This is a genomic window from Deinococcus gobiensis I-0 (genome assembly GCF_000252445.1).
GTDB lineage: Bacteria > Deinococcota > Deinococci > Deinococcales > Deinococcaceae > Deinococcus > Deinococcus gobiensis.
This window is the reverse complement of sequence record NC_017792.1, coordinates 16,955-37,933: the sequence shown is the minus strand read 5'-3', so window position 1 is coordinate 37,933 and position 20,979 is coordinate 16,955. Positions and strand designations below refer to the sequence as shown.

General features: G+C 59.3%; 20 protein-coding genes. 13 read left to right on the top strand and 7 right to left on the bottom strand.

Annotated elements, in window-relative coordinates:
* Positions 1-3 precede the first annotated feature (3 nt).
* The 4 genes from DGO_RS20365 to DGO_RS22750 form a co-directional block, all read right to left on the bottom strand.
* Positions 4-3,228 (bottom strand): helicase-related protein, encoded by a 3,225-nt coding sequence (locus DGO_RS20365; protein WP_014686925.1) that lies wholly within the window; start codon positions 3,226-3,228, stop codon positions 4-6.
* A complete protein-coding gene (locus tag DGO_RS20360; RefSeq protein WP_169331072.1) occupies positions 3,225-4,832 on the bottom strand; it encodes a nuclease-related domain-containing DEAD/DEAH box helicase in 1,608 nt (535 codons plus the stop codon). Before DGO_RS20360 ends, DGO_RS20365 begins: the two co-directional genes overlap by 4 nt.
* Before the next feature lie 148 nt (positions 4,833-4,980).
* A complete protein-coding gene (locus DGO_RS20355; protein ID WP_014686923.1) occupies positions 4,981-5,727 on the bottom strand; it encodes a hypothetical protein in 747 nt (248 codons plus the stop codon).
* Positions 5,728-6,261: 534 nt separating this feature from the next.
* Positions 6,262-6,810 carry a transposase gene (locus DGO_RS22750; protein WP_169331071.1) on the bottom strand — a complete coding sequence of 183 codons (549 nt, stop codon included), beginning with the start codon at positions 6,808-6,810 and terminating at the stop codon, positions 6,262-6,264.
* On the opposite strand from DGO_RS22750, the gene DGO_RS23645 reads away from it, so the two are divergent.
* The 6 genes from DGO_RS23645 to DGO_RS22725 all read left to right on the top strand — a co-directional run bounded on the left by DGO_RS23645 (position 6,754) and on the right by DGO_RS22725 (position 13,591).
* On the top strand, positions 6,754-7,185 hold the full coding sequence (locus DGO_RS23645; RefSeq protein ID WP_145975593.1) for a hypothetical protein: 432 nt from the start codon (positions 6,754-6,756) through the stop codon (positions 7,183-7,185). The genes DGO_RS22750 and DGO_RS23645 overlap by 57 nt on opposite strands.
* Positions 7,186-7,564: 379 nt before the next feature.
* A complete protein-coding gene (locus DGO_RS22745; protein ID WP_014686920.1) occupies positions 7,565-9,175 on the top strand; it encodes a DNA cytosine methyltransferase in 1,611 nt (536 codons plus the stop codon).
* Positions 9,144-10,841: an McrB family protein gene (locus DGO_RS22740; protein ID WP_014686919.1), complete on the top strand. Its 1,698-nt coding sequence runs from the start codon at positions 9,144-9,146 to the stop codon at positions 10,839-10,841. Before DGO_RS22745 ends, DGO_RS22740 begins: the two co-directional genes overlap by 32 nt.
* Positions 10,841-12,544 carry a DUF2357 domain-containing protein gene (locus DGO_RS22735; protein ID WP_014686918.1) on the top strand — a complete coding sequence of 568 codons (1,704 nt, stop codon included), beginning with the start codon at positions 10,841-10,843 and terminating at the stop codon, positions 12,542-12,544. The genes DGO_RS22740 and DGO_RS22735 overlap by 1 nt, the downstream gene beginning before the upstream one ends.
* Entirely contained in the window at positions 12,504-13,004 is a 501-nt protein-coding gene (locus tag DGO_RS22730; protein WP_083847441.1) for a very short patch repair endonuclease, read from the top strand. The genes DGO_RS22735 and DGO_RS22730 overlap by 41 nt, the downstream gene beginning before the upstream one ends.
* Before the next feature lie 14 nt (positions 13,005-13,018).
* On the top strand, positions 13,019-13,591 hold the full coding sequence (locus tag DGO_RS22725) for a transposase (RefSeq protein ID WP_338032461.1): 573 nt from the start codon (positions 13,019-13,021) through the stop codon (positions 13,589-13,591).
* A 7-nt stretch (positions 13,592-13,598) separates the two neighbouring features.
* Here the strand turns inward: DGO_RS22725 and DGO_RS24075 are convergent, their stop codons facing one another.
* Positions 13,599-14,096, bottom strand: a complete 498-nt coding sequence (locus DGO_RS24075; RefSeq protein ID WP_193352044.1) for a hypothetical protein — start codon at positions 14,094-14,096, stop codon at positions 13,599-13,601.
* A gap of 33 nt (positions 14,097-14,129) precedes the next feature.
* Positions 14,130-14,312 carry a hypothetical protein gene (locus DGO_RS24070; protein ID WP_050921002.1) on the bottom strand — a complete coding sequence of 61 codons (183 nt, stop codon included), beginning with the start codon at positions 14,310-14,312 and terminating at the stop codon, positions 14,130-14,132.
* Between the two features lie 37 nt (positions 14,313-14,349).
* Here DGO_RS24070 and DGO_RS24555 point away from each other — a divergent pair, with 37 nt between their 5' ends.
* Entirely contained in the window at positions 14,350-14,871 is a 522-nt protein-coding gene (locus tag DGO_RS24555) for a hypothetical protein (RefSeq protein WP_226991585.1), read from the top strand.
* A 259-nt stretch (positions 14,872-15,130) separates the two neighbouring features.
* On the opposite strand, the gene DGO_RS20320 is transcribed toward DGO_RS24555, so the two are convergent.
* Positions 15,131-15,367: a hypothetical protein gene (locus DGO_RS20320; protein WP_014686914.1), complete on the bottom strand. Its 237-nt coding sequence runs from the start codon at positions 15,365-15,367 to the stop codon at positions 15,131-15,133.
* Positions 15,368-15,523: 156 nt separating this feature from the next.
* On the opposite strand from DGO_RS20320, the gene DGO_RS20315 reads away from it, so the two are divergent.
* From DGO_RS20315 to DGO_RS20295, 6 genes are all read left to right on the top strand, one after another.
* Complete coding sequence (locus tag DGO_RS20315) at positions 15,524-16,081, top strand: ParA family protein (protein WP_014686913.1); 558 nt, start codon at positions 15,524-15,526, stop codon at positions 16,079-16,081.
* A complete protein-coding gene (locus tag DGO_RS20310; protein ID WP_014686912.1) occupies positions 16,078-16,356 on the top strand; it encodes a hypothetical protein in 279 nt (92 codons plus the stop codon). The genes DGO_RS20315 and DGO_RS20310 overlap by 4 nt, the downstream gene beginning before the upstream one ends.
* Positions 16,357-16,392: 36 nt before the next feature.
* The gene (locus DGO_RS20305; protein ID WP_014686911.1) at positions 16,393-16,749 is read left to right on the top strand and encodes an HNH endonuclease; all 357 of its coding nucleotides are present in this window, start codon (positions 16,393-16,395) and stop codon (positions 16,747-16,749) included.
* Between the two features lie 305 nt (positions 16,750-17,054).
* Complete coding sequence (locus tag DGO_RS20300; RefSeq protein WP_145975591.1) at positions 17,055-18,560, top strand: hypothetical protein; 1,506 nt, start codon at positions 17,055-17,057, stop codon at positions 18,558-18,560.
* Between the two features lie 86 nt (positions 18,561-18,646).
* Positions 18,647-18,919: a hypothetical protein gene (locus DGO_RS23640; protein ID WP_145975590.1), complete on the top strand. Its 273-nt coding sequence runs from the start codon at positions 18,647-18,649 to the stop codon at positions 18,917-18,919.
* A gap of 600 nt (positions 18,920-19,519) precedes the next feature.
* Entirely contained in the window at positions 19,520-20,902 is a 1,383-nt protein-coding gene (locus tag DGO_RS20295) for a replication initiator protein A (RefSeq protein WP_014686909.1), read from the top strand.
* Positions 20,903-20,979: the final 77 nt, after the last annotated feature.

The window sequence follows — 20,979 nt, the reverse complement described above, 5'->3', positions numbered from 1 at the left end:
GACCTACCTCGTCTTGATCTGAATGGAACTGCTCTCGTCAACCGACCGCATGTTCTGCAGGGTCGGCCACAACCCATTGCGGTTGCTGTCATCCGCCGGGCGGTAGATCCCGGCGATGTTTCGTCCCCGGGCGCCGTACTGCAGTGGGCGACCCATTGCCTTCAACGCTGTGGCCTGCTCCTGCCACTCGCTCACCAGCCTCTCCAGCTGTTCCCTGGTCTTCGGCTCCTCAGCAGGATCGACCCTCATCACCCACTCGAGCATCCGCCCAACGATCTCCTGTACCTGGGGCAGAGTGCGGTCGAAGTGCACAGCAGCACTCTCGGCGCTCATGCCCGGGATGGTATGCCGTACCAGGATGCCCAGGACGGCGTGTAGGGCGCGCAGCCGCGACGGCAGGGCAAAGGGGGTGACGCTGGTGGGTTCCACATAGCGGTACAGCGACCCGTGGTATGTGGGGAAGGACTCGTAATGCGAGCGGTCACGTGGCTTGCCGGGTGAATACAGCACGATGACCATTCCAGGACGCCGGGCATCACGTCCGACACGGCTGGTCGCCTGGATGTACTCGGACGAGGTCTTGGGCTGGCCTGCCATCAGCATGAGGCCGAGCCGGCCGATATCGACACCGACTGAGAGCATGTTGCTGGTCGCCAGTACTGCGACGTGGTCCCCATCAGAGGGATCGCGGGCAAGCTGCGACAGGATGTCCGTCAGCTCGCCGCCGTCGAGGTTGCTGGTGAGCTCCTCCACTTGGTCATGGGTATAGATCTCACGGTAGGGGCGGTTGAAGACACTGTGCAGCCGGCTGGTGATGTCGTCCTGTGCGATCTTTCGGCCCTGGCCCAGCTCCCTGAGGCTGTTGAAATACATCACCAGCGTGGCGTAGCTCTGCTGAAGCGGTACCGGTAGTCCAGACACGACCTGGGGCAACTCAACCAGCGCGGCCCCAAGCTGCGTCATCGCCGTCTTCATGGACTGATGGGGGGACATGACACCGACGTACAGCCGGCCGGGCCGGGCCGGGTCATCATCGCGCCGCGCGAAGAAGGAGTCATCAGCATCCAGACCGCTGGGGGGGAACAGCTGTACCTCGCGGTTGAACAGGGCACCCACCTGCTCACTGGCCCGTCTGATGGTGGCAGTAGAGGCAATAATCTTCGGCCGGCCCCCACGCAGCATCGGCAGCTGCTGCAGGGCACACTCGTACAGGCCAACCGTGGTGCCCAGCGGACCGGACAGCAGGTGGAGCTCATCCTGAATGATCAGATCCGGCGGAAACGCCTCGTCACTGCCAAAAAAGCGTCCTGCCTGCTCCTTCCAGGCCACCATGGCGAACTTATCAACTGTGCCGAGCAGAAAGGTCGGCGGCTGCGCATACAACCCGTCATCTACCACCTGCACGGGCAGCTGCCCATGGAAGTCGCATGCACTGTTGGTACAGTGCAGGGCAAAAGAACTTGTAGTGGTGCGCACGCCGTAGCTTGCATCGTCCTGGCTGTAGGTCCGGGGAATGATCTCTGTTCCGCACCATGGGCAGGCATCAAGGATGAATGGACTGGCTGGCTGCGCCTCAGCACGCAGCTCCTGGAATTTCTCAAGGGCCTGGCCGTACTCGTTGGGAGTACTATCGCCGCCCACCCATAGTCCCACGGTGAAGGACTCATCGCCGAGCCCGAGGCGATCTGTGGTGTCCTGCACACGTAGCCATTCCAGCGCGCAGATCAGCGTTGAGGTCCGCCGGAACTGCTGGGCTGTCAGCAGGCGCAGTGTGTAGCGCGTAATAACGGCAGTGCCGCCTCCCAGCGGGCCGTGACGGTGACGGCGAAGCACCATAACGTACGCTGCCGCCAGCAGGTAGGCTTCCGTCTTCCCGCCACCTGTAGGGAACCAGATCAGGTCCACGGTCTCCCGCCACACGTCACTGTGGGAGGTCAGCGAGGTGACGGTCATCAGCATGAAAGCGAGCTGGAAGGGACGCCAGCTGAACTTCAGCATGGCACCATGGTCATAGCTCTTCGGCATGGCCTGGATGGCCTCCTGACGGGAACGGCGGGTACCGCCCATCTCTCGGCTGACGTGATGCATCTGCATCAGCATTGCGCGACTGGCAATCACGTAGGCACGCCACGCCTCGTCATTGTCGCGCAGCAGGGCCACGCCGGCGTCCATACGTGTCAGGGCCGTCTGCAGCCGCCCCCTCAGCCGCTCGCGAGCAGGTTCCAGATGCTCCGGAATATCCGCGTTGCTGCTCAAAAGGCCGGCGATCCACGTGCGGTAGACGTCGACCATCTCGGCGTACTTGGCCACGATCTCTGCCCGAGGTCTCTGCCCCCACGCGACCATGGCGATATTGAGAATGTCCGGCCCGAGGCCGGGCACGTCCTGCGTTAGGGGCCTGACCTCACTCCACGGAACGAAGGCCGAGGCCACACGGTTGGCTCCAGGATCCCAGACGGGAGCGCAGCCGTGGCCTACACCATAGGTATGGTGTCGCCGGAACAGGAGACGGAGCTCATCCTCCTCGGGATCCAGGGACTGGGCCTGGAATTCCGGGTAGGGCATGATTGTTCCGCCGGAGGGCTGGCACGACACGCCGACCTGAAACAGGCAGTCCTCAATCTCAATCTGCCGCCCGAGCCGCGTGCGGGGGTTGACTAGGCTAACCGTGACCAGCCAGCCCTGCGGGAGGCGGCGCCAGAGGGCATGCAGCTGAGCATGCCCGGCAAGGACATTCTCCTTCTGGATGCCTCCACGCATAGCATGCGGGACACGGAGGGTAACCTCTTCCGGTGCATCTGCCTCCGCAAGCGCCTTCCGATGCCACTCCTCTGCAGAACTTCCCCGGGTCCGGACATAGAGGGCACCCCACACGGACGTAGTGAGTTCAGGTGCGTCCGTGTAGAGACTTAAACCGACGGATGATGGCTGCCACTTCCCTGCCAGGAAGGTCGGATCCTGCGGCGCACCGGTATCGTCCCGCTCATTGCTACCCAGGTCATCCTCGACCGCATCCTCTGGAGGCTCGATCAGATCCTGGTACGTATGCACAGGCACTTCCGCCTGGGGTTCCTGAGGGAAGAGGATGCCCATGAGATAGCGATTGACCGGACGCTCGCGGAACGGCAGCACTTCTGTGGGGCCGTCGGCAGGGCCGACCAGCTGGGTCTCAAGGAACTGGACGGCAGCAAACCGGGTGTCGCTGACAAATGGGGTGGATGTGGTCATGTGCCTGTACTCCTTTTGATTGCCTGTACGTTGTCGGAGGCGAGCTGGTCCAGCTCGGCGAGGTAGTCCTTGCGAATCAGCAGCCACAGCGCCGCACGGGCCCTGGTGATGGCGACGTAGAGGCGGGCCATGACCCGCTCAGGAGTGATACCCGGCTGCGCCTGAAGGTCGCCGACGATGACGTAGCGGCTTTCCATGCCTTTGCTTTCATCGATGGTGGCAAAGCGAATCTGGCCTGGGCCCGCCTCTGCCCACGGCCGGACGGCGACAGTTCCCGGGAGGCGGCTGAACACTGATTCTCTAAATGGGAGTGACGAAAGCACCGCAATCTCCGAGGGCGTGGCACCGTCCTGTAGACAGTCCCGGAGGATGTCCGCCACCATGCCGACCTGCTCGGTCTGCGACGCCCAATAGAGCTCCCTGGGGGGCAGGCCACTGCCGGACATGGCAGTGCCGATGTCACCGCCGGTTCGCACGCGTGTCCAGGTGGCAATCTCCCTGGTATTCCGGCAGTTGCGGGTCAGCGGGACGACCGTCGCTCCGGTATTCCTGAGGAGTGATTCCGCTTCCGGACTGAACTGACCGTGGATATGGGCCTGTAGGTTACGGTCGTAGAACATCACCCACCGGCCCTTCTCGATACCGCCGCTCAGGTGCCCGTCCAGTACGTCCACGAGGTGTTCAAGGGTCATGATGTCCTGCGCTTCATCCACCAGCAGCACGTCCACGGCAGATGTCAGGCTCTCCAGGCGGCTGAATGGCTGGACGTTGATGAGCGCATCATTCAGGACGTAACGGAGGTGATCGGCCAGCAGCGGGCTGTGACACGTCACCAGCACCCTGTCGCCGGCAGCGGCGAACCGTCTGGCTGCCTCGGCCAGCAGGAACGTCTTGCCCGTCCCGGCCCCACCAGTACATAGGACACGCGGGTTGAGGACCAGAGTGTCAATGAAGCCATACTGTTCCTCAGTCAAGGCCAGCTGCTGGAGCTCCACTTCACCAGCAACGCCGGAAATGGAGACAGCCCTCTCGAATTCAGGCCGAAGTGCCTGACGGATGTCATCCGCCATGCGCCCGTTCATTGGCCGCCGAACCACACGCTCCTGCCAGAAGGTGTAGACGCGCTTCAGCGCGCGTGCGAAGGCAGCAGGATCCCGACAGTCCCGCACATCAATCACAACATCCAAATCCCATTCCGTGGACTGAACATCGAAACTGGTGTCCGGCAACACCACCGCGTAGCCCACCATCACCTCACCCTTCAGGTGTGGCACCAGCCGGTCCAGCTGACCTCGCAGGGCATGACTGCCTGTATCCGCCTGCGTGAATGGATCCTGAATGCCGTGTAGCACACCGTGACGGTCACGGCTGAAAAACACTCCCTCATGCTGCGCAATGGCACCACCCTTGACCTCCAGTACCAGCAGGCCATCCATTGTGCCGATCACAAAATCAAGCTCGCTGACTGGCTTTGTCGGGTGATGCATCAGACCAAGGGAGTGGAACGCCATGCCCTCGGGATAGGCCGGAAGCTCGGAGAGCAGTCGAAACACCTTGCGCTCTGCAGAACTTGAGGAATCGCGGGGGAAGACGGCGGGAATCATACGCATCTGGCAGGCTCCATGGATGTATTCAGCGTCTGCATGCGAGACGCTACCCCGGCTGCCAACCAGCCGAGCGCAGATTTGCCCTTAAGGACGGCGGGGATGGCAGGGCACCCGTCGGGGGAAGGGCTGTGGGGAGGAGAGCGGCTCATGCGGCCCTCGCCAGTTGAGCGACTCCGCTGAGCATCAGCTCTACACGGCGGGAACGGTTTCGCAGGGTGCGCTCGGTCACACCCTGATCGGAGGCAAGGCTGCGCTGGGCACCGTAATGCCAGCACAGGCGGGCACCGTGGGAACTGAACACCACCGGTTCATCACGGTCAAGCGCATCGACGCGCAGCCAGTCTCTCAGCCACGCAGCCGCAGTGCTGTCACAGGCCAGCGACAGGAGAGCGTAGAGCTCCCGGGAGGCGTTGCTCCGCTCAAAACGGAGGGCCGGATCGGCATGGTCATCGACCAGTGTGACGAACGCCAGATCACCCGCCTCGGTCACATGGTGATCGCTGTCCAGCGCGAACGTCTCCCGGGTCGAGCGGAGGTACCCGCACAGTCCCTCGGCAAACCGACGACCGTCATTGTTGTATTCGAAACTGGCCTGAAGGCCCCACCAGCCGGCCAGCGGGGAGCGTACCTCCTGCCAGGACAGCAGATCGTCACAGCGCCGGTGCGCTGTGCGAAGGACGACGGAGCGGGCCTCAATGACGGCGAGGCTGAACAGCGGTCCACTGACCTGAGACTGCTTTAGGCGTGCGAGGAAGGCGCTGACGGCATCCGCAACCAGCTGTGTATCGGACAGCAGGCCAGTAATAAAGGCTTCCCGTTCGACGGCACCCTGGGTAACTAGGGCCGCCGCCTGCCGGCGTTGATGAAGCTCCTGAAAAAAGCGACTCTGCATATTCAGAGGTGGAGAGTCGTGTGATGGAAGCGTACAAGGAATGACCTGAATGAGTAATCCGCTGAATGTACTAGGGGCTGCCAGATGACACTTCCGAAGGTGCAGGGGCATGTATCTCATTCAGGAGTTCAGCGTGCCTGGAATCCCATACCACCTCCTGGATTTATGTGAAACCACTTTTATGAGTCGCTATTTGGGTGCTCAACACAGGCAACAGCCATGTCGTACCGATTTTCCAGCACACGAACGCTGCACTCAATGGCTAGAGAGCTTGTGTACACCGAAGTTGAGCCAATTACCAATCTGCGTAGGAGCCTGCGAACAGGCAATTTCAACTGTTACGGTGAGGGGCGACTCAGTAACTGACAGTTTTCAAGAAACTGTCTGGGAGGGCATGAACAGAACGATCAGGGGTAGACCCGCTGGCTGACCGAGGGCACGAATCAGGGTTCGGAGGCCGAGCGTGATCACGCTCCAGGCTCTGCGACCGTGCGATTTGCGTTTGACTTCCTGAACGACACCCACCAGGACGCATCAGACATACGCCACGGTGAGCAGGCACAGCAGGCGCTCCACGTGATCGTGGAGCGTCATGTGGGTGTTCTCGAGATTGAAGCCCTTTGTCTTCAAAGCGCGAAACAGACACTCGATCCGAAAGCGTCGCCGATACCTAGTCTGAATCTCCTGCACTGCGCCCGTGTTGCTCGCGACTATGAACGGTCCACCACCTGCTGTGCGCGTCAGGACGACCTTCATCGCCTGGCCGTACACCTCGACGTCTTCGCACCAGAGGCCGGTGGCCTCTGGTGGCAACCGGGCCAACCAGTCGTCCGCGCGCCACTCGTCGACCATCGTGTCCACCCGGAGCCGGACACACAGCGGAATTCCCCGCTGGACCAAGCCGCTAATCCAGGCTTCGCCGATGAATTCCTGGTCGGCGTAGAGCACACGAATGTGCGTGCAGGACAGCAAACACAGCACATCGTCCAGCAGGACGTGGCGTGTCTGCGTGTCGCTGCTGCCCCCATGGGGCAGCAGCTCGAACAGCAGCGGGATGGCAACCTCTCGCCAGACGACCGCCAAAAGCAGGATATTGACGTTCTGCTGGCCGAGCTTTCAGTTTGTACGGTCGAGAATGAACTCGCGAGGTCGGCGATCCGGCAAGAGCAGCAGAACCAACCGGGCGACGTCAGCCGGACAGAGGGGATGCCGATCAAAAAAGCGTTCCACACGACGGATGACCGAATCAGTCTGAGCTTCCCCCGGGAACCGCGCCGCGAGAGCGGCGTGGCGAACATCTTTGGTCTGAATGAGAGCAAAGACGACGCGGGCAAACAGCTCAATCTGATTTTTCCGATATTCCGGAAAGTGCGCGGCGAAGCAGCGCATCAGGGACTGGAGGGCAGGCAGGGACGCGCTCTGTTCTTGCGTGTTAGCCGCAAAATTTCAAGCCCTTGAAAAACTGTCGGGTACTGAGGCGGGAGACAGGTGGAAACCATCAGAGGGGTACATCTCCACTAGCTCAATGACTCAGTTACTGAGTGGCAGTTACGGTAAGATCCTCCAGTATTCTTCAAGCACTCGACGCTCTCGATTTATAACTAACTATGCAGACGAAAAGTAGCGAGTCATACTAACGATGAAGGCGGGGCCGATAAATATATTTTCTTCAGATTATTTGACAGGGAAAGTGATAAAAATCTCAAATTATTATATTACTGCGTAAGCGTAAGTTATCCACACTAATATATGAAATATGTGTGCATCTAAAGCAGTACTCTAAGCAACATGAGCTGGATAAGCATCACGCCGGAAAATACCTGGCTTTTAGTGTGATATGTATGGCATCATCAGCTCATGCAGTTTTGGAGCAGAAAAGCCTTTTTGCCGTCCTGGTCATCACCAATGCTTTTTCAGTCGGGGGCGCGTCTGCGTGTCTGATGCAGTAATACTCCAAAAAAAGCTCCAGCGGCTGGCTGAGGGTGCGCCACCGCGGGTACTGGATCTGTTCTCAGGGTGTGGTGGCCTATCTCTCGGCTTCAGCAAAGCAGGTTTCCAAATATCAGCGGCCGTAGAATTCGATCAGGCCGCGGCAGCATCTCATGCCGTCAACTTCCATCAGGGGAAGGCGTGTCACATGGTCGCACGCGACATCACGATAACCCCACCGCAGAAGGTTGCTGACGAGTTTGAGCTCGGGCCAGTTGCTGAGGGCATCGATGTGATCGTCGGTGGGCCGCCCTGTCAGGCCTTTGCCCGGGTAGGGCGTTCCAAACTTCGCGAGATTCTGGAGCACCCGGAGGCCTACAGACAGGACCCTCGCTCCCGCCTGTACATGGAGTATCTGAAGTATGTAGAGGCTTTCCAGCCCGTCGCCCTGTTGATGGAGAACGTGCCAGACGTCCTGAATCACGGGGGTCAGAACATTGCCGAAGAGACGGCCGAGTTCCTTGAGGATCTAGGTTATGTAGCGCGCTACACCCTGTTGAATGCAGCCTATTACGGTGTGCCACAGATGCGCGAGCGGATGTTCCTAGTAGCCTATCGCCAGGAACTTGGCCAGGAGGTATCTTTTCCTTTGCCAACGCACTGGCTGCGGTTGCCCCCGGGCTATGAGGGTTCTCGTCAAGTGGCGCTGAAGTTCCTCAAGCGTGGCGGATTGTTTGAGGAAGCTCCACAATTCAGATACGTTCACCCGCCGGAAGCTACCCCAGATCTGACTCCCGCCGTCACCGCCCGTGAAGCTCTGTCAGATCTTCCGACCATTACTGCCCACTTGGAAGGTCGATCAAGAAAGGGTGCACAGCGCTTTGAAGGTCTGGTGCCTTATCCATCGTCTGTAGCCCCTGAGTCATATGCCCACCTAATGCGTCACTGGCCCGGATTCGAGAATGATGCAGGTTTGAAGGACCACGTGATCCGTCACCTACCCCGTGACTGGGACATCTTCCGGAGAATGAATCCAGGTGACCAGTATCCTCAGGCCTGGGGACACGCACAGGATCTGTTCCAGGAGACTTTGGTAACCCGTCGGGCGCAGGGTGAAGAGTTGTCTCCAGGAACGCCGGCCTATGAAGAGTTGCAGGCCGCTATAGTACCTCCCTATGACGTCACCAAGTTTCCGAACAAGTGGCGGAAGATGGAAGCTGACCGGCCAGCACGAACGCTGATGGCTCACCTGGGTAAGGATAGTTATAGTCACATTCATTACGACAGTGCTCAGGCCCGGACCATTTCTGTGCGCGAGGCTGCCCGTCTTCAGTCCTTCCCTGATGGCTTCGTTTTCAGAGGAACCATGAATCCGGCATTCAAGCAGATCGGTAACGCAGTACCACCGCTCCTGGCGTGGGCTATTGCCAGTGAGATGCGTCAAACCTTACAGATAGGCATAGAGAGTGTGATCAGCAAGGAGCAGCATGGATCTGAACGAACGCCAGCGGTCGTTTGAAGCCGCAGCCCGGTATGTTCTTGAGTTTTCAGGTAACAGCGCCCAGAACAAACTTCTAGGCGTGTCCAATAGTGCGAAGGTCATTGAGGGGGGCCTGCAACTCGGCGTTGCCAATCTCAACGCTTTCTCCGAGCAAGCAGATCAACTCCTTCTGATCTGTGTCATCCGCTTCCCACCAGAGGATGAGGTCTACTTCGCGCTACAGATCCGTGAGGGGTTACCGGCCCTTCGTCAACGTCTCGCTGATATGAAGCGCATAGGTGCAGCCAGTCGAAGTGCTGAAGAGGCAGAACCTGTGGAGGCCACTGTCGTTCCGGCCGGACTATTCGGGCAGACAGTGTCCCATGCCGAGATGTATGTTGCTCCCGGGCCACTGACCTATTCAAACCGTAACAATCTTGTTGCGATTTACTTGAACTCTGACGGTCTGCTATATCTGCGCAACAAGGGCTTTTGGGACACCCTTAAGATGGACCTGAGCATAGCCGCACCAGCAGTGGTGGTTGATCGAGTCGTCTTCGCAGTTTATCCACCGGAGGCCTCTGCCCGACGTAGCTTGCTGACACGGGAGTTCATTGGTTATCTTGCTCGATTTGTCGGCCCGGAGAAGGTTCAGGAAGTGCGTGTATGGCCTGACACACGCGCCCTACAGCCTGACATGCAGCGCCTGCCTCGCACGCTCTCGATAGACAGGATCCTTGCCGATGTACGTAGCCAGGGGGGGTACTACCCAGACCGTCTGGTTGCCCGCTACCACGCTGCACTGAACTTTCAGGATCACAAGCACTTTGTGATTCTTGCTGGCATTAGTGGTACGGGCAAGACCAAACTGGCCCTGGATTATGCCCGTGCTGTACATGGTGTGGAGGGAAAGGATGCTGAGGATCCACTGCTTATTGTCTGTCCAGTTCGACCGGACTGGACGGATCCTTCAGGACTTCTGGGTTACCACGACGTCCTATCCGGGCGATACATCGTGCCTCCCTTTCTTGAGGCCCTCCTGCTGGCAACAGCATATCCAGATGCACCAGTGTTCGTGATCCTTGACGAGATGAATCTGGCACGTGTGGAGTACTACCTTGCTGACGTGCTTAGCGCCCTGGAATCGGGTGCGCCTCTGCGACTGCATCAGGCAGGGGTACCCATTCAGGGTAGTACAGGTGTAGAGGTACCCTCCTCGCTGACATTGCCATCGAATCTGTTCATCACAGGCACAATTAACATTGACGAGACGACGAATGCCCTGAGCGATAAAGTGCTGGACCGAGCCATGTTGATTGACATGTCCGAAGTGGATCTGGAGGGCTTCCTTGAGCAGCAGGCTAGCCGATTAGAGCTGGCTATTGCCGTGCAGGAGAGCAGACCCCTATTGCTGACGGTTCATGGCGCGCTGGCACAACATCGCATGCATTTTGGCTATCGCACTGCAGCAGAATTCCTACGTTATCTTAGCTTCGCCTTGCCAGTTACTCGACAGCCTGCTACGGAGCTTCTAGATGATCTTCTCGTACAGAAGGTACTGATCCGTCTTCAGGGAGGCGAGGGGCAACGCTCACTGCTATCGACCCTGAAACACCATCTTGCAGCCTTGCCTCGGTCATCTGACCTGTTAAACCGACTGGAAAGTGAACTGAATGAATACGGCTCTTTCCAGGCCTCCCGCTGATGGACGAGGCCCTGTGTCTCCTGTCTCCACAAACTGGAGAAACCTGGACACTCTGGCCATTGGCCGAATTTCTACCTGCGGGAACAGTACAGGAACAGAGAGAGTATTTTTTCGAGCTCAGAAACACTACGGCAGCTCTAACGGCCAACCTGTTCATTGATGGTCTTGCCCTTGAGGCTCTTCGGCCGCCAGACATGACGACTGCCCGATGGCGTTGGTCTCCGGGATTTTACGCAGGCAGTGTGGAACTGCGGTTGGAGCGCCCTGGCTTCAGGCCTCAGACCGTTGAAATCGTGACCGATCCGGATCTACGCAAGCTTACGCGGGATGAATTTGACCGCATGGTCCGGGACATTCTGGAAGATACTCTAGCGCTGTTTGCCATCAGTAGCTTTCGGACAGGTGTGGCTGTAACCGAGACACGCCGTCCCCCTCCCATAGCCCGTCTGGAGTACCTGCTCTCTCGTCTGCCTGCCATCGAGCGTGCTGTACAGGAAATATCACGTACACCACAGCGACGCCTGCAGCGTGTTGAGGACATTCGCCCATGGCATCAGGCCCGCACGGCTACAGGAAAGGAGATTCTGAACAGCCTGCATGGGGGCATGCTGCTGCATGAGACTGTTCATCCCGGACGTCTGCCGAGAGAGCTCAAAGGGCATCTCCCAGCCCGAATCCGACAGGGCAGAAGGACAGATACCTACGACATCCCGGAACATAGAGATATCCAGGCAGCCCTTCAGAGCTGGATCGGGTGGCTGAACGTGATGGCTAACCGGTTGGAATTGTCACGCGCGGATGATAATTCGCAGCAGCGGTTGCAGGACGTGTGGGCCCAGCGTGTACGACAGGCATCACGTCGACTGGCAGTTCTTTTGAATCTCCCAGTATTTCGGGAAGTATTCGCCGGTACAGGGCGATTGACTGTAACGGCTACCTTTCGGCGGGTTCCCCGCTATATGGCGTTCCTGCGACTCTACCGTGAGTTCAATCTGGGACTCTCTGCCATAACTGGAACTTTCCTCAATCTCCCTTTAGCCCAGACTTTCCGGTTATATGAGCTCTGGTGCTTCCTCAGACTCCTGCGGGCCGCATACGACCTACAACTCCTGCCTCCAGGATCTACAGATGGCCTCTTCGAGGATGTCAGTAAGGCCAGCGGCATCCTGTTAGTGGCGGAGGCTGTCCGTATACCTCTGGTCAGCGGTGGGCAGCTCGCGTTCCAGCTGAACTTCAAAGAGTACTGGAATGAACGTGCGTGGCTAAATGATGTAGCGGTCCAGGGAACGTACAGCCGCCATATGAGGCCAGACATCGTACTGTCCGGGTCTGCTGGACTGGTGGTACTGGACAGCAAGTATCGAATCAATCAAGCGCTGGGAGAGGCGCTGGCATCTATCCATATGTATCGCGATGCAATCGTCTTAGCACAGAAGCACGGAGAGGGAGAAATCATACAGGAGGCCGTACATGCGGCCTACCTTCTTAGCCCGCATGTACCTCTACTGCGTGGGCAGTGGCAGACAGAGGCGCTACCGGGTCGATTATTTCACCAGGGATATCGACGGCATTTTCGGTTCGGGGCCCTCTCTATGCGGCCCGGCATGACCATGTCAGAAGTGACGGACACGCTGAGATTCATCATGCAGGATGCGGAGCGGCATGACGAAAAAAACGTCGACGACGGACGTACTTACCCCTGACCAACGGCGTTTGAATATGTCGCGTATCCGGGCAAAGGACACAAAACCAGAAATGGTAGTGCGCCGGCTACTACATGGAGCGGGCTTCCGATACCGACTCAACGACCGTCGCCTGCCGGGTACACCTGATCTGGTCCTGCCGAAATATCGCGCTGTGATCTTTATTCATGGATGCTTCTGGCACCGTCACCATTGCCCACTTTTCCACTGGCCGAAGAGTCGTCAGGAGTTCTGGGTAGCAAAGCTGACCCGTAATGTGGAACGTGATCAAGAAGCGTCTAAACAATTGCTCGAAGCTGGCTGGCGCGTTCTGACAGTGTGGGAATGCGCCCTGAGGGGACAAGGACGGCTGCCTTCAGACGTGGTGATTGATCAGATACGTATTTGGTTAGCGGGGGCGCAAGTAACTGGTGATTTACGAAGTCAGTATTATAGTCCAGAACCGCTGGACAACGATTAACCCATCTGAGGTACTTGTGCACAGTTGCTACATACTTGCTGCCAGCTACAAATTTTGAGGAAACTCTCTTAATAGCCATTTTTGAAAAGTCTCAGGATCGCCGGCAAGATGCTATTGTACGACTGGGAAGCCTGAATCTCTTTGGATACCTGAAGCCGAAAACTGGTCGGGGGCATTTTGAGGTGACGCAACGACATACGAAGTTGGATTTTGCGCGAAGCATGAAACAGCTCGTGAACGAGCTGTACCCACAAGCGGTGATGATTCGTGTGGTGCTGGACAACCTTGCAACCCATACCAAGGGTGCCCTGTATGAGGCGTTCAATCCTGCGGAAGCCCGTCGCTTGGCACAAAAGTTGGAGTTTCACTTCACACCGAAACACGGGAGTTGGTTGAATGCCATTGAGCTTGAGTTTGCGGCGCTGACGAAACAGGCACTGGATCACCGGATTCCGAATCGAGAGGAGTTGGAACGTGTGGTGGGCGTGTACGAGCAGGTGCGCAATACACATGCGCGGGCGATTCAGTGGAAATTTGGTGCGGAAGCGGCTCGAACAAAACTGCACCGACTCTATCCGCCTACCTGACAAACCATTACTGACAAGCCATTAGTGAATCTGCGGACAGTGAATCGAACTCCACAGTTGGCCTGACCCACCAGAACGCGGATGGGTAGCGGCTGAGCCGCTCCTCATTGCCTTGCCTTGCAACTGCGCAATCGGTCTTCAGTCGAACCGACCAGTCGTCTGTCCGCCAGTCGTCGATCAGCGTGTCCAGTCGCAGGCGGATACAGAGCGGAATCCCCCGCGCCACCAGCCCGGCGGACCAGTCCTGGCCGATGAATCCCCGGTCGGCATAGAGGACTCGGACCTGGGCAGCCGAAAGGAGCGTCAGCGCATCGTCCAGAAGACGCAGTCGTGTCTGGGTATCGCTGCTGCCCCGTGAGGGCAGCAATTCAAAGAGCAGGGGGACTGCGACGTCCCGCCACACCACAGCGAGCAGCAGGACATTGATGTGCTGCTGGCCGAGCTTCCAATTCGTGCGGTCGAGGATGAACTCATGTGGTCTCGAGTCAGGCAGCAGGAGCAGCACCAACCGTGCGACATGGGCCGGGCACAGTGGATGCTAGTCGAAAAAGCGTTCCAGACGTCGGATCACCGAATCGGTCTGAGCGTTGCCTGGGAACCGCGCCGCGAGAGCGGCGTGGCGCACGTCCTTGGCTTGGATGAGCGCAAAGACGACGAGAGCGAGGAGTTCGACCTGATTTTTCTGGTACTCCGGAAAGTGCGCCACGAAGCAACGCGTCAAAGCCTGGAGAGCGGAGTGGGACGCGCTCTGTTATCGCGTGTCAGACGAGATTTTTCAAGTTCTCAAAAAACTGTCGGGTACTGAGCAGTCGGCCTTAGCCTCCTTTGACCGCCTGACGCCCGCGCTGCTTGCCAAGGCGTTCCGGGGCGAACTGGTGCCGCAGGACCCGAACGACGAACCGGCCAGCGTGCTGCTCGAACGTATCCGGGCGCAGCGGGCCACCGAGGAGAGCAAGCCGAAGCGGGGGCGCGGCGCAGCGCCGGGCAGTGCCGAGGAACCCAAGCGCCGGGGCCGGCCACCCAAAGTGCAGGCGGAGGTCAGGGAGCAAGACGCATCAGTAGAAGCGGCAGCCCAGACCCCGGACCTCCAGCCGCCCCGCCGCCGTCGCCGTAGTCGCCCGCCCAAGGCCCGCCCTGAAGCGCAGGCTCAGGCACCAACCACCATTCCTGAAGCCAGCAGCTACGAGGACGCCGTGCGAAAGCTCGAAGCTCTCAAGCTGGAGCGGGCCGGGGGTACGCGGCAGGTCAGTCTCTTCGACGAGGAGCCGCAGACAAGCTGACACCCAGAGCTGAAGAAACCTGCCTGATCGCAGAGCTGATCAGGCAGGTTTTTTGTTGTTGCGAGTCAGACAGTCTTCTACAGACATTCAGAAGTTAGAAAGAAAGCTTTCTTTCTAGAAAACTTGAGGGCTATCTGCCATAGGTAGGCAGCAGTTACAGCGACTGCGGAAGCGGCAGGCGACTCCGCACCGCCTGCCCATAACCGGATAACCCAGTCGCTTCACTGACCTGGGGTACCGCGCACCACCTCGACGAAGATCAGTCCTCCTTCTGCGAAAGGGCACTCCCCGCCGCGGTCTTTGACTTCTTCCCTGTGTCGTCACTCTGGAGCGTCTCGGAGGCAGCGTGAGCGGCGGCGTCACCCGTGCTGCGGCCCCCATTTACCTGCGACAGGGCACTGCCGGCAGCGCTCTTGGAATCGTCTGACGTGCGGCCATCAGTCAAGACGTCAGATGCGGAAGAGGCGGCGTGGTCACTGGTCTTCTTGTCACTCATATGGGAGACCTCCTGTGATTCGATGTGGTCCCACCTTACCCAGGCTGCGTTGCTTATGTCCACAGCATAAATTCTTTACATATTACACTCGTACCTTTTTAGACCACACCTATCGAAGGTCTTGAAATCTTTCTTTCTTTCAATCATGCTTTCTTTATGACTGAAGTGGTTTCCGTGTTGTCGCGCAAGGGTGGGGTCGGCAAGACCGTCACGGCGCTGTATGCCGCCTCGTTGCTCAAGGCGCAGGGCAAGGACGTGGCGGTGCTCGACAAGGACCCGGAGGGCAGCGCAGGGGCCTGGGCACGGGCCACCGGCGACCTGCCCTTTCCTGTTTACCCGGAAGGCAAGCAGGCCCAGGCCATGAAACACGCCTGGGTGGTCATCGACACCCCGCCCAACGACCCGCGAGCCCTAGGCGACGCCGCGCGCCTGGCCACCCGCGTGATCGTGGTCGCCAAGTGCAACGCCCTGGAAGCTGACCGCCTGGTGCCGACGCTTGACGCCCTGGCCGCGTCCGGCTTCGCCGGCCCCTGGGGCATCCTCCTGACCCAGGCCCGTGGGGGACTAGGCCGCGAGATGAAGTTGGCCCTCGAGGAGGAGGACCTGCCGGTCTTCGGAGTCATCCCCCATCTTGTGAAGTACGAGCGGGCGTTCGGGACCCTGCCGGAAGACCTGACCGAATACCGGGAGGCGCTGGCCGAGGTGCTGCAATGACGAAGAAGGGCCTGAGCATCGGGGCAGCCATGAAGCAGCGCATGACGACCACCCAGGAGCGCGAGGCGCCGCAGCCCCCAGCCGAGCCGGCTCCCCTCCCGCAGACCGAGGCGGCACCTGCGCCCGCAGAAGCTGAGCCCCTCGACTCATTCAATACCCGCCTGCCTCGCAGCCTGCACAAGCGGCTCAAGGTCCACGTGGCCGTCGAGGGCCGCAAGATCCAGGACGTGGTCCAGAAGGCGCTCGACGAGTATCTACGGAAGTTTGAAAGCTAGAAAGAAAGCTTTCTTTCTATGAAATCAGGGGGACCTGTGCGGAGCAGAAAGCGGTATGCGAAAACCAAGGATCCGGCGACCGGCCGGCAGGTCGCCCTGCACCGCCAGTTGATGGCCGAGCATCTCGGCCGCCCCCTGCTGCCCGGGGAGATCGTGCACCACCGCGACGGCGACAGCACCAACAATGACCCCTCGAACCTGATGGTGCTGCCCAGCCAGCGCTACCACGCCCACGTCGAATACCACCTGCGCTGTGAACAGCGGGGGATGCCCGCCCTCTTCCCGGAGTACTTCCCCGGCGTCCGGGAGGTCTCCCTCGTCCGCGAGCCGCAGCGGGGCACCCTGTTCGAGCATGTCCTACTGTCGGGTCAACCCAGCCGACGCCGGTGGTGAGGCCCCAGAAGGCTCCTGACCTCCCCCACGAGACGTCCCCTGCGTGGGGAGGGGAGAGGGTCGCGGTCGCCTTGACCGTGCCTTGAGGCCACCGCAGATGCGGCTTCTGACCCAGAGGCCAGCGGCTAAGCTGGGCCATCTGACTCCCCCCAGGAGGCGAGATGGCTCTCAGGACCAAAACATCTGTACCCACCACCGCTCCTGCGCCCCGCATCCCCGCGCCGGCCAGTCCAGCGGCCCGGGCTCCGGGAACGCGGCCTTCAACCTCTGCGACCTCCTCCAGGCTCGCGGTGTCGTCGCAGGCGGTGATCACCTCTCAGCAGCGCCGAAGTGCGCCGCAGACACCGGTACCTGCACCCGCCCTGCATAAGACACCGGTCACCCTCCCTCCGGGCCTCAACGCCCAGGAGAAGACGGATGCAGGGCTGATCGGCCGGGTTCTGGACACGACCCCCAAGTTCGCCGAGTTTGTGGCGAACCAAGCGGCGACGGGTCAGATCAGCGGTAAGCAGCTCAACGATCTGGCCTACCTCGCCAAGCAGGGCCAGATGCATGGCCGCACGGACCGGCAGGTCATCACAAGCCTGGGCAAAGCGATGAACGGGATGCAGCCGTCGGTTCAGAAGATGTTCTGGCAGGAGTTCGGCCGGGGGCTCCTGCAGGATACGGGCCATAACCTCAAAGAGTTCGGTGTCGGGGCCTACGGCGCAGGCGAAGAGGTGGTGACCGGGGTGGCCCATGCGGCGAGACACCCGGTAGCGACGGCCCGGGGAGTAGGGACGGCTATCACGAACGGCGTCACCGTGGGCAGGAAGGAAGTTCAGCTGGTCGGCCAGGCCATCGGCCTGGGGTCGGGGAATGCTCAGGCGGCCCGTAATCAACTCAGGCAGCAGGCCAATGCAGCGGGGCAGTACGTCACGGGCATCGCTGCAGATCCCCGCAAGATCGGGGCCGTCACGTTCAATGCTGCGACGTCGGTCCTGCCACTTCCGGGGGCCCGCGCTGCGGGCGCTCTGACCGCGCGAGCAGGAGCTACAGGGGCAGGCAAAGCGGCCCTGGAACTGCTGAAGCCGACCCTCTTGAAGGCGGGCGAGACCGTGAGTCTGGGAAGGGGACTGACCGGGAAAATCTCTTCTCTGATCACCGGCAAGGATGGAAAGCAGTACGCCTACGTCATGACAGCTGGCGGCCAGAGAAAGGTGCTGGCCAACAGTCTGGCTTCCCCCTCGAAATTGCCGAGCAACCAGCAGACAGGGTATGCACACTCGTTCGATAACCTGACCGACAGACAGAGCACGAGGTACGGCGTCAACTACTTCAACACCAATCAGCTGCGTAGAACGATGAGCAGAACAGAGACGGGCAGAAAAGTGGTGGGTGCAGCAGACAGTGGCCAGATCGACCTGACGTTCTCGACCCAAAGCTGGGAGCGTGGATTGGAAGGAAGGAGCTATGGCAACCGGGCGGTGGTCTACATACCTGAAACCCAGAACGGAACGAAGCTGACGATTATGGACAGGTCTTCTGGAGTCCCCACGGTAGATCGCCGGATCTCTGGGTACGACCACACGGCAGCTGTGGGTGTCCACGAAGGCCTTCACGCCATGGGAATCGCCGGCTCAAAAAGAGCGGAAGCTCTGGTCAGGCTCGCGGAGCTGGAGTTACACGGTATCCCCATCGATCGGAAAGCGATACGCCAGATTCTTTCGGAAATCAATAGTGCTAAAAACGAGCGAGGGGAGGGGGTCTATTCGGGCCTCCCCTGGCAACAGGGGTTGACCATTCCCGAGTTCCCGAATGCGCGTTTTTGAGGTGCAATGTGGAGAACTTTGAAGTAGATAAGAAGACGGAATGTCGTCTCCAGTTGTGTCAGAGTGATTCGGGTTTACGCTCCTTCGTGCCGCTGGACGAGACATCTTACGCGGAGCGAAAACTTCACCCGGATGCTTATTTTGTGACTCTTCCTGTGCCCTATGATCTTGCCAGGAGAAAATTATTTTCGGCAATTTCTCAAAGATATCCACTAGATAATGGTTCGAGATTTTCTGTAGACGCGCATAACTTCTGGCTAACCGAGTCCGAAGTCAGGCAATTAGATGATTTTGAAAGGGGCAAGATAGCAAAGATAGAGTGGTCAACCCGTGCCACTCCATCCTTCGCGCCAAAATAGTATTTACTTCTCTTTCACTATTTATTGAGAACGGTCAAAGTACACACTAGCCCTCGTAGGGCGTCAGGTTTTGTAAGGCACAGTCCCAGATTCCCCCAAGTTCACTACCAGCCCTAACTTACGCCGTTCTCAATAATCCACTCTGGACCGATTTCAGGAGCTGCGAATAGTCGCTCAGGCTGTCGTGCACGACAGGGATATCTTTGGGGGGCAATCCAGGGTTTCTCTGCGCAAAACGTATCTCAGACGGCAAAAATGCCCCCTATAAGCACCATCCAATTGAGTGGGACACTTTTGGGGGAAGCCACACCTCTAACTGGGACACTTTTGGGGGAAGCTCAGGTTTATGCGTGGGATACTTTTGGGGGAAACTCTCTTTTCATCGTACAGGACGCACTTTTTGATTCCTGCGCTCAAAGTTGCTCTAGTAGGATACCTTTGGGGGAAAAGGGTTTATTTCCTGGGATACTTTTGGGGGAAATAACCTTCAAGGTGGGATACCTTTGGGGGATAAATACCGATAAAGCCCGGCCAGAACGGAAAATGCGCTCCTCTCTGTTGTTGTTTTCTTTTATCTTTACTAGCAGTTAAAAACACAACATGAACAGAAAACGCCCCAAGCCGACCACCCCTCAGATCGAGAGAAATCTCGACCGGCTCGGGCTGTTCAGTATCCAGACCCGATTGACCGACACACCAAACTGGCAGGCGGCCTTCGTCATTGGAGGCCGGACGGTCCGTGTACAGGGTGACTCCAGCCGGGGTCGCCCTCATGGTGCGGACGCGGATCTTGTCCTGGGCTTGCAGCAGCTGTTTCTGCAGGCGGGTGCGCCCGAAGACAACTGGGTCCATACGAGCGCCAATGCCCTGCGTGAAGCCTCACTGATGACCAAGAATGGCCGAGCTTTCCACCGCATGCGAGAGGGGCTGCTGCGGATCTGGTCCACCGGGTTCATCGTGAGCGAGGGCTGGAGGCGGCCAGACGGTAGTGCGGTACGTTTCAATGATGCCTTCCGGGTGATCGACCAAATCCGCTTCTGGGATCAGGAGAGTCTCCATGATCCTCCAGAGCTGGTCCCAGACAGCACCCTCAGCGTGCGCCTTGGTGCCCCTGTCGCGGACAGCCTACGGGCAGGGTTCATGCACCCTCTAAACCTCACGGTGCTCGAACGTTTGGAGCAACCTCCCTCACGGGCCCTCTACCGCCTCTCTGAAGCGCACCGCTATGACGACGAGGGCAGCATCCGCTCGGCTTTGACCGTCAACCTGATGGAGTGGCGGGCTGCCTGTGGCATCAACAGCACCGATACGGATAAGATCCGTCGCGTCCTCGAACCGGCGCACGAGGAGCTCATCGCCAACCACTACCTCCAGGACATCCGAGTGACGGGACGTGGCCAGGGGACCCAGCTGGAGTACATCTACATGACGGAGACGGACCCGGACCCTGCGCTCGTGCGGCTGCTGCGGGAACAGGGGGTGGGTGGGCCCCGCGCGGTCCAACTGGCCCGGGACCATGCGGAGCGGATCCAAGAGGCCGTGGAGTTCTTGCAGTACCGTCGGACAGCCGGAGGCACGCCCATCCGCAATGCGGGAGGCCTGCTGTCCGACTTCCTGGTGAACCGGGAGAAATACGAGTTCGTTCCTGGTCTTCTGGTGCCGCAGGGTGAGCGCGTACAACCCTCCCTGGCGCTTGAGCGGCAGCGGGAAGCCGAGCAGCAAGCTGAGCAGGCAGCAGTGGCCAAGCGGGAGGCACTCTCGCGGCTGCCGCCGGCCGAGCAGTGGCGGGAGGAACGCGGCACGTTGCTGCTCATGCTTCGCCGGGTGCTCAGCGGAGAGGAACTTGCCCTCCTGGAGGCCCAGGCGGTCGTAGGGACGGTTCTCGCAACGGAGCTCTCGAGTCAGGCGACGGCTGCGCGGGCTCGTGGCGAGTGGGCCGGGTTTATCGAAGGCCTGCGGCAGCGGCTTCTTGCAGGGAGGTGAGGTGGACGGTGCAGTTTGGCTTGTCCGTTGGCAAAACTTGCAGACCTGTTCAGCATGGACGGGTCTACCGTAGAAGG